Source organism: Bacillus sp. LUNF1, from assembly GCF_011008975.1.
In the GTDB taxonomy this organism is placed as follows: domain Bacteria; phylum Bacillota; class Bacilli; order Bacillales; family Bacillaceae; genus Bacillus; species Bacillus velezensis.
Genome location: NZ_CP048876.1, coordinates 1,423,410 through 1,439,150 on the forward strand (window position 1 = coordinate 1,423,410; position 15,741 = coordinate 1,439,150).

2 protein-coding genes are annotated in these 15,741 nt (G+C 44.1%); both read left to right on the forward strand.

Annotated features, from left to right (window positions below):
- Positions 1–21 precede the first annotated feature (21 nt).
- Positions 22–8,730, forward strand: coding sequence for a type I polyketide synthase (locus G4O42_RS07315; protein WP_032874773.1), 8,709 nt, complete (start codon positions 22–24; stop codon positions 8,728–8,730).
- Positions 8,723–15,727, forward strand: a complete 7,005-nt coding sequence (locus G4O42_RS07320; RefSeq protein WP_032874775.1) for an SDR family NAD(P)-dependent oxidoreductase — start codon at positions 8,723–8,725, stop codon at positions 15,725–15,727. The genes G4O42_RS07315 and G4O42_RS07320 overlap by 8 nt, the downstream gene beginning before the upstream one ends.
- Positions 15,728–15,741: the final 14 nt, after the last annotated feature.

Below are 15,741 nucleotides of genomic sequence, written 5' to 3' on the forward strand. Positions count from 1 at the left end.
GTAAAGGGGATGAAGGTTTTTATGAAAGAAGCCCGTCATATTAGAAAAAAAGTACTTTCTGACATAGAAAGCGGCATCATTTCTTTGGAAGAAGGAGTAAAGCGGATACAGCAGCTTGGTTCTCATTCCGCAGGGGTTAACGGACAGTCGATATATTATCAGACGGTCTGGCAGCGGACAGATCTCAGCATTCATGTAAAAGGCGGCCGACGTGAGGGCAGCCTTTTATTATTTGATAAAAGTGAAGATGTGAGTAAAGAACTTGCTGCATTGCATGATACAAGGGTTATTTTGGTTAAGCCGGGGAAGGAGTTTCGAAAAACCGGGGACGGTGTATTTGAAATCGACCCCCGCTCTGAAAGAGATTACATAAACCTGTTAGGATGGCTTATAGAAGAAGAGAAGTCAGATATACGGGAAGCGGTGCATTTGTGGTCAGACATGCCGTTTGAAAAGACAGAGAGAGCGATTCGTGAACAATGCGACAGCGGAGTCTATTCTTTGTTTTTACTGCAACAGGCGCTCTTCAAAAATAACTGCCGCAAACCGATCAAGCTGTTATATGGATATTTTTCGCATCTTTCTGGAGAACAGCCTCTTTACGCGGCGGCAAGCGGATTTTTGCGGACATTGCAGCTGGAAAATCCGTTAATCTCAGCAAAAAGCATTGAAATGGAGCAGTCAATAGCAGCCGTTCACGCAGCTGATATCATACGCAATGAGCTGAGTGATTTCCAGCCTTCAGATGTAGAGATCCGTTATAAAGACATGCAGCGTTATGTCAAACAGCTCAAAACGTATGAACCCGAAAAAAATTCCGGAAGCGGAGATGTGCCGCTGAGAGAAAATGGAGTATATATTATCGCAGGAGGCGCGGGCGGATTAGGATTTACCTTTGCAGAATATTTGGCTTTTCAAACAAAATGCTGCCTTGTTTTAACGGGGAGATCTCCGCTTTCAGATCATATAAGAAAACAGCTGAGACGATTGGAGGATGCGGGTTCTTCAGCTGTTTATGTTCAGGCTGATATTACCAATAAGGAAGAAGCCGATTATCTAGTCAAAAAAGCCAAAACTTCTTATGGAAAAGTAAACGGGGTCATTCAGGGCGCGGGAATCATCCGTGACTCTTTCCTTCTTAACAAGTCACGAGAGGAATTCGATCAGGTAATCAGACCGAAAGTATTGGGTACGATGTGGCTGAATGATGCTGTTGAGAAAGAAAATCCTGACTTTTTCATTTGCTTCTCCTCTACTTCCGCAGTGTTGGGAAATGTCGGGCAATCTGATTACGCGTTTGGAAACAGTTATATGGATCATTTCATGAATATGCGTTCTGCCCAGCATTCTGATACGATTTCTCTCTCTCTGAACTGGCCGCTGTGGAAAGAAGTCGGCATGCAAGTGGATGAGCGAACGGTAGAGACAATGAAAAAGGCGGGTTTTTATCCTTTAGAAAAAGAAGAAGGTAAAGAAGCGTTTGCAGTCGCATTGTCCTCCGGTTTTTCGCAATTTACTGTATTTTACGGAGATGAGCAAATTGACAATCATGTTCAGCAATTATATGAACGAAAAGAAAGCATTCAGGCAGATGAAGGAACAGGGAGAAATATCGAATCATTTGATTCAGAGAAACTGACAGCTGAAACATCTGATTTCATCATAAAAATGATTGCTGCAGAATTCAGGATGCCTGCGGACAAAATAGATGCAGAAGAGGCATTGGAAAAATACGGACTTGATTCCGTTATGATTATCAATATGACGAATGAGCTTGAAAAACATTTCGGCGCGCTCTCAAAAACGCTGTTATTCGAATATCAGACTGCGGCAGAATTGTCACAGTATTTCGTTGAGGAGCACAGGGATACTCTTCTTCATAAACTCCGGTTAGGAGAAAACGGGAGCAGCACCCCATCTCAGAAGAAAAAAGATCATAAACAGACAGCCGATGTTAACGGGAAACAGAAAATCCAGATGAAAAATCAGGTGCAGCAGGAGAAGTATCATGATAATGATATCGCGATTATCGGTATCAGCGGACGTTACCCGATGGCAAATGATCTTGATACTCTGTGGGAAAACTTATTGAACGGTAAAGACTGTATAACTGAGATACCTAAGGATCGGTGGGATTCGGGGCTGCACTATCAGCCCGCAGCGGGCAATGAAGTAAAAAACCAAAGCAAATGGGGGGGATTTATTGACGATGTGTATCATTTTGATCCGTTGTTCTTTAATATTTCTCCTGCCGAAGCTGAATTAATTGATCCGCAGGAGAGACTGTTTTTAGAGACGGTTTGGCACACCATAGAAGATGCGGGGTACGCAAAGAAAACGCTTGAAAGAAAAAACGTCGGTGTTTTTGCAGGGGTTATGTACGGCCAATATCAGCTGTACAGCGTTGGTCACGAAGCGGCCGTTTCTTCCTCATATGCATCAATCGCAAACCGGGTATCGTACTTTTTTAATTTCAGCGGGCCAAGTATTGCTTTGGACACGATGTGTTCCTCATCATTAACGGCTGTTCATTTTGCCTGTGAAAGTTTAATCAGGAATGAATGTGAAATTGCAATTGCAGGAGGCGTCAATTTATCCATTCATCCTCATAAATATGAACTCCTGACTCAAGGCGGATTTTTATCCAGTGATGGCCGGTGCAGAAGCTTCGGTTCAGGAGGAGACGGCTATGTGCCGGGAGAAGGGACAGGTGCCGTGCTGCTGAAACCTGTAAAAAAGGCAATTGCGGACGGTGATCAGATTTATTCAGTTATTAAGGCAACAGCCATCAACCACGGTGCTAAGACGAATGGATATACCGTGCCGAATCCCAAAGCTCAAAGTGAGGTCATTACGAGAGCCTTAAAAAAAGGGTTTATTGATCCAAAAAGCATCAGCTATATAGAAGCTCACGGAACAGGCACCGCGTTAGGAGATCCGATTGAAATCACCGGTCTGACCAGAGCATTTTCAGATGCCGAACGCGATAAGAAAACATGCGCGATCGGATCGATTAAATCAAATATCGGACATCTTGAGGCTGCTGCAGGCATAGCGGGCATTACGAAAGTTATTCTTCAAATGAAACATAAAACGATTGTTCCGTCACTGACTCATTCTGCTGAATTGAATGAAAATATACCGTTTCAAAAAACACCTTTTTATGTACCGGACAGTGCCGAAAAATGGGAGTCATCCGTTCCCAGGCGTGCCGGAATCAGTTCTTTCGGGGCAGGAGGAGCTAATGCCCATGTTATTTTAGAAGAATTTGCGGATGAAGCTATCTCTTCTCTCGCTGCTGAAGAACCTGAACAGCTTTTATTTGTTTTTTCTGCAAAAAATGCCGACAGGCTGGCAGAGTATGCAAAACGCGCAAAAGAACATATAGCAGCCAGAGATTATCCATTAGAAACACTTAGAAATACAGCATTTACTTTGCAAACCGGCAGAGAAGAAATGCCGCACAGATTGGCTGTTATCGCCTCTACAAAAGATGAATTGCTTAAAGGACTGACAGATTATACTCTCGGAAACGCGATGGATCATATTTTTACAAGCGGCAAAGACACAACAGAAGCTCAAAGGATGAACAAAGCTGAGATTGAAGAAGCAGCCGCAAACAGGGATCTTGTGAAGATTGCTGAATACTGGGTTGGCGGTAACGGAGTAGATTGGCCGTCACTTTATAAAGATGCCACTCTGAGACGGGTATCAGCACCCGGATATCCATTTGCCAAAGAGCTATGCAGAATAGATGCGCAAAATACGGGAAGCCGCCGGATGAACGTAAATAACGATCTGCATCCTTACATTTCATGCAATATATCTGATTTTAAAGCACAGAAGTTTCTTATCAATGTAAGCGATACCGATTTGTATATAAAAACAAAGTATCAAGACAAGGAAATGTTTCCGTTTCTCAGCCAGATTGAAATGGCGAGAGCTGCCGGAGCGATGGCTTCAGGGAATCCGATTATTAAATTAACAGAGCTCTCCTTTAGAGAACCGATATTACAAAGCGGAAGCAATGAGCAGATCCGGATTGTATTAACCCCGGATAATCAGGGTGCATCGTATTCTATAGAAAAACAGAGCGACTCATCCATTTATTCATCAGGGCGGCTTGAATTAGAAGGCGGAGTGTACGAGAACGGAAATATTCATCTTGAGCCGTTCCTGTCTCAGCATGCAGACCGCATACCGTACGAAGCGTTTTATCAGCGGCTTGCCGAATTCGGATACAGCTGCAGTGACAGTCTGAAAGCGGCAGAGCATTGCGTCAGCAGGAACGGACAGGTGCTTTTAAAGATAAAAGCAAAGGCCGGTCCGAAAGGGTGCATAATCAAACCGGAAGTTATTGAGAGCGTATATCAAGCCGTCATATACCTTGCGGGGGAAAATGCCGGAGAGCTCCCGGAAAACATTAAAGAATGTATGATTTTTGATCATGAGACTGAACCCGTTTATGTATATGCAGAACAAACTGGAGAAAGCGATTCGGCTTATGATGTGTATGTATTAGACAATGCCGGCGGGATTTTGATGGAACTGAGCGGGCTGGTTTTTGGCGAAAAGCCTAATAAAAATGTACGTTTTTATGAGCATAAGTGGGATCAAAAAAACCCTCTGATTGAAATCAAAGATAGGGAGCCAAAAACAATTCTGGTCTTTGCAAAAGATGAAGCATTAGCTGAAGCTCTGAAAAATCAATCAGACAGCCGTGTCATTCTCGTCACGCCGGATCAGCGGCAGACCGATCAAAATCTGCTGACATTCTGTGTAAACCCGGAAGTGACGTCAGATTACATTCGTTTATTTGAAGAATTGGAGAAAAAGGGATGTTCTCCTGATGTCATCTTGCACACGGGAGAAACATTTTACGCGGGTGACCACCTTCTCAGCGGCCTGGAATCAATTTTTTATTTATTAAAAGCCCTGAGCGCCCGCAGTGACGCCTTTCTTTATCTTCATTCTTTGCTTCTTGTTCACTCTTTTAAAGAAGGCGTGAATGATCCGTATACGGGCGCTCTTGCAGGCTGTTTAAAAACGGCAAATATGTTGGTGCCATCCGCAGAGAATGTGAAGTCAATCGGCTTTTCAGAACGTATATCAATTGAAAAAATGGCTGAGTTTTGCCTTAACGAAATGGTTTCAGGCATGGAACGGCAGGCGGAAGAAGTTAAATATATAAAGAACAAGAGGTATATTAAGACATTAAAGGAGTATGTGTTCAATCATACAGAGCACTCTCATCTGCTGAAACAGAAAGGGGTTTACCTCATAACGGGCGGTTTGGGCGGTCTGGGCCTGATTTTTGCAAAATATTTAGCCTCTCAGTATCAAGCAAAATTAGTATTGACGGGAAGGTCACCGTTAACAGCTGATAAACGCCATAACATTGACCGGCTGCAGGCACTTGGAGGAGATGCGGTATATTATCAAGCTGATGCCGCAGATCAAAAGACGATGGGACGGGTCATAGAAGAAACGAAACGGACTTGGGGCTCCATTCAAGGTGTTATTCATTCAGCTGGTCATGCCGATGATCGGTTATTTACAGAGATGAATCTGACTGATTTTTCAGAAGGCATGACTGCTAAAATTGAAGGAACGGTATGTTTAGATGAATTAACGAAAGATGAGCCGCTTGATTTCTTTATCGTATTTTCTTCTATTTCTTCGGTCTTCGGAGATTTTGGACAGGTTAATTATGCGTTGGGCAATTATTTTCAAGATCAATATATAAATTGGAGATTCGAACAGAGCCGCCGGCAAGAGAGACAAGGCAAGAGCATTTCGATTAACTGGCCGTTGTGGCGTAAAGGCGGAATGCATTTAAACAAAGAAGCTGAAGAAGCATATCTTTCTGCATCCGGGTTTGATTATTTGGAAACGGAAGAAGGGATAGCGGCTTTTGAGACGATTTTGGCAAGTGACTGCCCGCAAATTTCGGTTGTTACCGGGGATGCCGGAACAACACCAGCAAAAAAAGATCTGCCGCATCAAAAAGTAAATACGCTTCCGGTTCGTCAAGAGGAAATTTCTTATACAGCACCGGTGTCTGCAGACAATGTCCTGGAAGAACTGAAGCAAATGGTATCGGAATTATTGAAAATTAACATTGAACAGCTGGATACGGCAGAGAATTTCGGTAATCTCGGCTTTGATTCTATCAGTTTGAAAACATTAGCTGTCCGACTGAATAAAAAATACAAGCTTAAGCTGACACCTGCCGTTTTCTTTACTTACAGCCATATTAAGTCTCTTTCAGAATTTCTAAACAGTGAACTGCGTACTGTTGCAAAAGGGAATACAGATGCAGAAAAAAACATTTCTGAAAAAAGGAAAGTAGTGCACGCTGGGAAAACCACCGGGAAAACCGTGAAGCCGCCGCGAAGTTTTCCGTTTGAAAAAAAGACAACAAGACAGGCTGACCATCATCCAGAGAAGCAGCCAGTTGCCATTATCGGGATGAGTTGTGTTTTTCCGGGAGCAAAAAATGCAGATGAGTTTTGGATCAATTTAATCAATGAAAAAGATTTGATTCAGGAAATTCCCCCGGATCGCTGGGATTGGAAAAAATACGCCGAAGGCAAAGGAAGCAGCGAAGTACATTCGAAATGGGGCGGCTTTATCACAGATGCCGATAAATTCGATGAGGCGTTTTTCAATATTAATCCGCGGGAAGCAGAACTCATGGATCCTCAGCACAGAATTTATTTGCAGGAAACCTGGAAAGCGATAGAAGATGCGGGTTACAAAGCTTCAAAGCTGTCTGGCAAAAATATCGGGGTGTTTACGGGCATTCAATTTAATGATTACCGCCAGCTGCTGATGAGGCATTCGGACGGGGCGCATGCGTTTGCGGGAACCGGAAACAGCCAGGCGCTCATCAGCAATCGTGTATCCCATTATTTTAATTTCAGAGGTCCGAGTGAGTCCATTGATACAGCCTGCTCAAGCAGTCTTGTAGCAATCCACAGAGCTGTGCGCTCGATTCAAAATGGTGAAAGTGAGCTGGCGGTAGCAGGCGGGGTTTCGCTGCTCTTAGATCCAGTCACGCATATGTATACTGATAAACTCGGTATTTTGTCTAGGGACGGCCGGTGTAAGACGTTTGATAAACTTGCCGACGGTTATGTCCGCGGTGAAGGTGCAGCTGTTCTGTTATTGAAACCATTGCAAGCGGCAATGAATGACAGAGACAATATTTACGGAGTTCTGAGAGGAACCGGAGAAAATCACGGAGGAAGATCTGCTTCATTGACCGCTCCGAACCCGGAAGCTCAGGCAGAACTGTTAACGTCTGTTTACAAAAATGCCGATATTCCTGTTGATACGATATCTTATATTGAAGCACACGGAACCGGGACAGAACTGGGAGATCCGATTGAGATTGAAGGCTTGAAAAAAGCGTTTGGATCTTTTGAGCCGCATTCAGGAAAGAATCATGATCAATATTGCGGCATCGGTTCAGTAAAAACGAATATCGGTCATTTAGAGCCCGCCTCTGGAATGCCGGGGCTGATTAAAGTATTACTATCCATGAAGTATAAAACACTGCCTGCCACACTACATGTCAAGGAACTGAACCCTTACATTCAATTAAGCGGAACACCGTTTCGTATTGTCAATAAAACTATGAAGTGGGCCAGGTTAAAAGATCGAAAAGGAAATGAAGTTCCGCGCCGTGCCGGAGTCAGTTCCTTTGGATTCGGCGGGGCAAATGCTCATGTCATCGTGGAAGAATTTGAATACGGCCAAGATAAAGCAGTAACTGCCGAGCGGGAACAAATCATTGTTCTATCGGCCAAAACAAAGGAAAGGCTGATGGTTAAAGCCAAAGAGTTAACAACGTTTTTACATGAAGAACTATCAGTTCAATTCAGTCAGCAAGAGGTGCAGGAACGTGATTTGCAAGAGGCGGTTCGGGAAGCGGCAGCGGGTATCCTGCGTTTAGATACCGCAGATATAGATGCAAAGACACCTCTTTCTGAATTCGGATTTGATCCGTTGGCTTATTCCGAATTAATCTCTTATATAAACCAAATGTACGGCACAGAAATATCACTAGACATATTTCAGGAATTAATGACCCTGAGCGAGCTGTGCCGCTATATCAGCAGCATCCGGAATCGATCAGCTGATAAACCGCATAACGGCAATTTTAGAGAAAAGTCCGGAATCAGTCTTGAAGAAATAGCATATACGCTGCAAACCGGAAGGGAACCATTTGAATGCCGCCTTGCGATCACTTGCTCGAATACCGGAGATCTTCTTGAAAAATTAAACGGTTACATTCAGGGGAGCAGGCTGCAAGGTGTTTATGAAGGAAATGTAACGGATTTTGATAGTCTGTACGCTCCTTTATTCGGCGGCCCCGAAGGTCATGCATATGTTCAATCACTGATTCAGCAAAACAAGCCGGCCAAACTGGCTCAGTTGTGGACGATCGGTTGTGAAATCAGCTGGGAAGACTTGTATGAGGAGGAACTCAAACCGGTTAAACTGTCTCTTCCTCTCTATCCTTTCAGCAAGAACAGACATTGGATTCATTTAAATAAAGATGAAGCGCAGAAGGCTGAGGCTTTCTCGGGTACTGAGCTTCACAACTCAAATAAAGATACAGCAGATGGAGAAATCATGTCGCTTCTTGAAAAAGCACAAACAGGTGAGATGAATACGAAAGAGACGTCAGAGCTGATAGAGGAGTTGCTTTTCCATGAATGAAAAAACGATGCAAATTGAGCAAATCGTGAAAAAGGTGAAAGAATGCAGCCTGACGCCTGAAGAAGGGCTGGAATTAATTAAGAGCTTGGGGAAAACCCATCTATATGAAATGGTATGGGATAGACATGAATTTAAAGGCATTGAAAAATTCCCGCATACGAAAGAGCCAATTTTATTTTTTTGCGAAGACGACAGCATGTATACCGTAATGAAGAGGCAGCTTGAAGGCTATGAGGCACCTTTCATTTACGTGACTTCCGGCGAGCGTTTCGAAGATTGCCGGAACGGTCGTTTTACAATGAACTTTGAAAAAGATGAGGATTATGATGCGTTATGCGGGGTTCTGCGTTCTCAAAATATAAGACCCCGTCATATTATTCATTTTTTGGCTGCCGGGCTCTTCAAAAATACAGAAGATGCAATGAGAAAGCAGCTCAATAAAAGTCTGTTTTCCTTGTTTCACATGTTTCAGGCCTTCATGGCGAACAAACTTTGTCCGAAAGCAGAAATTTTGTACCTGTATGAAAATACCGAGGGCGAGGTTCAGCCGATTTATAACGCGGTTGAAAGTTTTCTTAAGACCGTACAGACCGAAAATCCGAATTTCACATGTAAGGCTGCAGAGCTGAAATCAATGTTTGACGAGCCGTTTACAAAGCAGCATGTTGCAGATGTCATCTCTTTTGAATGGAACAATCAATGTAAGAAGGACCACTTTACCTGTTATGAGCCGAGGCATTATTATAAAAGGCAGCTTCAAAGAGTAAAAAAAGAAGATGGGGAGAAACATAGTTTCAGTGTAAAAAAGAACGGTGTGTATTTAATTACGGGAGGAGCCGGCGGTCTCGGGTATCTGTTTGCGGAATATCTGGCGAAACAGGCAGAAGTCAAGCTGGTATTAACCGGCCGTTCCCCGGCCTCCCGTGAAACGGCGCAAAAATTGAGCGCTCTTGAAAATCTTGGCGCTGAAGCCTTATATGTCCCGGCAGATATTTCAAAGGAAAAAGAGACGGACGCTTTGATTAAGCACATTAAGCAGACATTCGGAGAATTAAACGGAATTTTGCACAGCGCCGGACTTGTTAAAGATGCATTTATCATAAAAAAAACGAAAGAAAGCATAGAAGAAGTTATAGCGCCTAAATTATTCGGAACCGTTTGGCTGGATAAAGCAGCTGAAGAAGAGCCTCTTGATTTCTTCGTTATGTTTTCGTCCCTTTCGGCCGTTCTGCCTAATGCGGGTCAAAGCGACTACGCCTTCGCTAACGGATGTATGGACGGATTCACCCAGTATCGAAGCATTAAGGGACGTTCCGGGAAAACACTTTCTATTAATTGGCCGTTATGGGATGCGGGGAATATGACAGTCGGGCCGGGAGAGCTGCAAGCTTTAAGACATGCAGGGCTGGAACTTTTATCCGCCCAAGCCGGGCTTGCCGCTTTTCAGGACAGTATGAGCCGCTCTGCTTCTCAGCTGGCTGTTATCAGCGGAGACAAAGATAGAATAAGTGAATTACTCTCAACGGATCATAAAGAAATAGAGACTGTGCCTGAAAACAACAGTAATCTGCCGCAATTAAATGAAAAAGATCTGAAAAAGCAAACGGTTCGTCTTTTGACAGAGATCGTCGGTGCGGAAACGGGAAGACCGGCGGACAGTATTTTACCCGAGGATACGTTTGACCGTTACGGAATTGATTCTCTAACGATTTTAGGTCTTAACTCCCGTCTGGAAAAATATTTTGGAAGAGTGTCTAAGACTCTTTTCTTTGAATACAGCAGTGTTGAAGAGCTGTCAGAGTATTTTCTTGAACACTATCATCATGAGTTGAAGAAGGCGTTTTTACCGGCAGCCGAACAGCGAATTGATCATTCGGCGCCGGCGAAACGGGAGAAGCTTTCCGTTTCCCGCACACCATCCGCACCTTCCGAGGAAGATATTGCAATTATCGGTATAGCCGGCCGCTACCCGATGGCGAAGGATGTGGAACAGTTTTGGGAAAATATTTCTTCCGGAAAAGATTGTATAACGGAAATACCGAAAGAGCGTTGGGATTTTCGGAAATATTATCACACAGGTGACAATGCCCGTCATGACAGCAAATGGGGGGGTTTTATAAAAGACGCTGATAAATTCGATCCGCTGTTCTTCTCAATTTCGCCCCGTGATGCCGAGTTAATTGATCCTCAGGAACGGTTATTTTTAGAGACAGCGTGGCACACGTTTGAAGATGCGGGTTACACAAAGAAAAAGTTGAAACGGCATAAGACAGGTGTATTTGTCGGTGTCACCTACAGCCACTATCAGTTATTTGCAGCCGGTGCTTCAGATGATGAGGAACGTCAGGCGCTCCTGTCTTCTTATTCGTCTATCGCAAACCGGGTGTCATATTTCTTTGATCTGCACGGACCCAGCCTTGCAATTGATACAATGTGTTCTTCTTCACTTTCTGCTGTTCATTTTGCATGTGAAAGTTTAAAAAGGGGAGAATCCACCCTCGCTATAGCCGGAGGAGTGAATTTATCCTTACACCCGGATAAATATACTTTACTTTCACAAAACCATTTTGTTTCAAGCGATGGGCGCTGCAGAAGCTTTGGAGCGGGAGGAGACGGATATGTGCCGGGAGAAGGAGTCGGGGCCGTTCTTTTGAAACCGCTTTCTGCCGCAAAGGCTGACGGGGACAGGATTTACGGTGTGATTAAGGGAACATCTGTAAATCACGGCGGAAAAACAAACGGATACACTGTGCCAAATCCGGGCGAGCAGGCAAACGTCATCAGTGAAACTCTTGATAAGGCGGGGATTGATGCAGACAGCATAAGTTATATTGAAGCGCATGGCACCGGGACATCTTTGGGAGACCCGATTGAAATTTCAGGTTTAACCAAAGCTTTGCACAGCTCGAAAAGCGATTATCGTTGTGCAATTGGTTCGGTTAAGTCAAATATCGGACACCTAGAGGCTGCGGCGGGAATTGCTTCTATCACAAAAGTGCTGATGCAAATGAAATATAAACAGCTTGCTCCTTCCCTTCATTCCGATAACTTAAATCCTAATATTGATTTTGGGGAAACTCCGTTTTACGTGCAGTCTGAACTGACCGATTGGGAGACGCCGCAAAATCAAGCCAGAAGGTCAGGCATCAGTTCTTTCGGCGCTGGAGGATCTAATGCTCACATTATCATCGAAGAGTATAAGAATGAAGAAAAGATGGAAACGGTACAGAGCAACAAGACGCAAATTATTCTGCTTTCTGCCAAAAATGAAGAACGGCTCAGACTCTTGATTGATGCATATATAAAAGAACTGGAGCCAAACACGTCACTAGCCGATGCTGCGTACACTTCGCAGACCGGGAGAAACGCTATGGAAGAGCGGCTCGCTGTTGAGGTTAGCAGCATTGACGATCTTCGCAATAAGCTGACGATGTATTTGCGGTCAGATCAGAAGGTAAACGGTTTATATAGGGGAAAGGCCCGCCGAGGCGCTGGTCAAAAGGGTGCCCTGTCAGCCGCTCACTTTGAAAATGCAAGAGATATGGCCATTCACTGGGTGAACGGAGGAGACGTTGAATGGGAAGAGATGTACACTGCGGAATTACCGAAGCTTATCTCTCTTCCTGTATATCCTTTTGAACGGAACAGATATTGGGTGCCTGCCGCAAAAGCAGCACAGGAACAGAAAAAAACAGGTGTACCGCAAAGTCTGCCCCATACACCGATTGACTTATCATTTGATGTATTAAAAAAATCGTGGAAAAAACAAAAGGCTGCGCCTTCCGCTTTTACGAAAGGACAGGTGATGATCCTGGCTAATAGTGAAAGTGAGCGGCTTGCATTCGAATTGTTTGATTCAGATCCTCTGATTGAACCCGCTGTCATTTGCGCAGATAACTGGGATCATTCAAATGGAGAAGCCAAAAAAACGGTTCTAGCAGTCATAGAAGAAAATCCGGAAATCATCGGCATGATTGACCTGTCAGATTTGCGGAGTGATCAAAACGGGGCACACACCGGCACAATCGGGAAGCTGACACTGCTGCAGGAAATCATAAACACACGTAAACAGCTTTTCGTTTTACATGTGACCAGAGGGCTGCAGACATTTCTGAATGACAAGCCGTCGTTAGCCGGAGCCGAAACAGCCGGACTATATAAAATGCTGAGTGCGGAGTATCAAAAGATAAAATCAAAAACAATAGATGTAGACGGGCATGTCGGGACTGCGGCGGAATTGAGACAGGTAATCACAGATGAAGCTTGCGCTGACGGGCTGTATAGTGAAATCTGCTACCGGAACGGTGAACGTTATATTCCATACGTCGAGAAATTACATGCAGCGGAAATAAACCGGAAACGATCCGGCCTGCCGGTATGCCGTAAGGATCAAACCCTGGTTATTACAGGGGGAACAAGAGGGATCGGAGCAGAACTTGCCAGACATTATGCCGGCAAGGGAGTCAAAAAACTTGTGTTGATGGGAGTAACCGACCTTCCGGAATCTGATAAAATAGCCGGCATGTTAAAAGACACCGATGAAAAGTCACCTCTTTATTCGAAATTACAACTGCTGCATGAGTTGGATCAAAAGGGAGTTCAGGTGGAAGTGTATTCCGGGCCGCTCACGGAAAAAGAAAAATTACAACGCTTCTTTTCAAAGGTGAGAATGAAGTTCGGCAAAATCGGCGGGGTGATTCATTGCGCTGGTGCAGCCAATCATTCGAATCCGGCTTTTATTCATAAATCTGATCAAGAAATAAGAGAAGTATTTGAGCCAAAGGTGCAGGGGATGCAGGTACTCCATGACATTTTTATTGATGACAAACTTGATTTCTTCATTTTGTTTTCATCTGTTGCGAGCGCCTTTCCTTTATTAGGCGCCGGAACAAGTGACTATGCCGCAGCGAACGCTTTCATGGATTACTTTGCGGCGTATCAGCATGCAGCCGGCAGAACATATTATCAATCAATTAACTGGCCGAGCTGGAGGGACATTGGGATGGGCGAGGTGACAAGTCCATCATATCAGGCACTTGGTTTACTTTCACACTCAACAGAAACAGGTATTGCCATGCTGGATGAAATGATGACGATAAACGGATACCCCTGCCTTATACCGGCAAAGACACATCCGGAGAAATTCAAGCTGGAGCAGCTGCTTCAGACAAGAATTCAAGCTGCTATAAATAAGCCGGATGCTGAAGAAAAAGAGATCTCTGGTCAGGGAGACAATGAAGCTATGATCAGGACGTTAATGGAGATTTTTTCCGCGGAGCTGAAAATACCTTACGAGAATTTAGATCAGGATACGTCTTTTGCGGATTACGGAGTTGATTCAATCTTACTGGTTCAGCTTGTCAAAAAAGCGGAAGATGCATTTCAAATAAAAATTGAACCATCAGCTTTTCTGGAGTATCCGAGTTTTTCACAACTGGGCGTCTATTTAAACGAATTATTTGCAAGTGAGGGGATCAGTCCTCAAATTGATTCAGAAAACATTGAGATTCGGAAAAAAGAGCAACATATAAATCAAAATGCTTCCGAAGTACGGGACAGCGGATCTCAAATACAACAAACCAGTCTGAACCAAATCGCTATTATCGGAATGGGCTGTGAGTTTCCGGATGCTCCGGACACAGAAACGTTCTGGAGAAATTTGAAGAAAGGACAAAATAGTGTCCGCGAAGTCCCGGCGTCGCGATGGGATATTTCTTCATACTACTCTGACACCTATGAAAAGGGAAAAAGTATCAGTAAGTGGGGCGGATTTCTTCAAGATATTGAGTCTTTCGATCCCGCGTTTTTTAATATGAACAAAAGTGAGGCATCAGAGCTTGATCCGTTAATCAAAAAATGCCTTGAGGTCAGCGTCCAGACATTGAGAGACGGCGGCTATACAAAAGAAGAAGTATCAAACAAAGAAGTCGGCGTCTTCATCGGTTCGCGGACCGGGACGTTTATGTCCAAAATAGGTTCTCCTTCAAAAAATACGATCGTGGGTATAGGACAAAATTTCATAGGTGCGCATATCTCACACTTTTTTAATCTGAAAGGACCAAATCTGGTTGTAGACACGGCTTGTTCTTCCTCATTGGTCAGCGTCCATCTCGCTTGTCAAAGCCTGATGTCAAAAGAGTCAGATATGGCGATTGCGGGCGGAGTTGACATTTTGCTGGATCAAAAACCTTACGTCATGCTGAGTGAGGCGCGTGCGCTTTCACCTGAAGGAAAGTGTCATACATTTGATGAGAAGGCAGATGGATTTGTACCGGGAGAGGGATGCGGCGCAGTCCTTTTGAAAAGACTTGATGACGCCCTTGCCGAAGGTGACAGAATTTACGCGGTAATTGACTCATCCGCGGTTAATAATGACGGACAGACAATGGGAATGACAACACCTAATCCGAAAGCGCAAAGCGCAGTGATAAAAAAAGCCCTGAAAAAAGGCGGAATTGATGCAGATACTCTCAGTTATGTCGAGACGCATGGCACCGGTACGATGATAGGAGATCCGATTGAATTAAAAGCGCTGACAGAAGTGTTCCGGGAGGTTACGGAAGAAACGCAATTTTGCGGAGTGGGCAGCGTAAAAACGAATTTCGGACATTTAATGAGTGCAGCGGGGATAGCGAGTATTATAAAGGTTGCCTTATCTATAAAAAATCAGATGCTCCCGCCGACATTACATTGTAAAACGCCAAATCCGCGTTTTAAATTTGATCAGTCGCCATTCTTTCCGAACACGTCTTTAAAAGAATGGCGTCCCAGAAAAGGGGTTTTGAGAGCCGGAATCAGTTCTTTTGGATTCGGGGGCACGAACGCACATATGATATTGAGCGACAGCCATCTCACATTAGGATATGGAGAGACAAAAAGACACCCGCTTTCTCCGATTATATTCAATAAGGAACAATGCTGGATCGACAATGGAGAAACTCCAGAAAAGGAAGAGTCAGAATTGCTGATTCCTTTACTTGATTTCAAAGAATTATAAAGAAAAGAAAAGGA

Bases quoted from the DNA above. Each gene is read 5' to 3' on its own strand.
- G4O42_RS07315 (WP_032874773.1), top strand. From the start codon at position 22: ATGAAAGAAGCCCGTCATATTAGAAAAAAAGTACTTTCTGACATAGAA.
- G4O42_RS07320 (WP_032874775.1), top strand. From the start codon at position 8,723: ATGAATGAAAAAACGATGCAAATTGAGCAAATCGTGAAAAAGGTGAAA.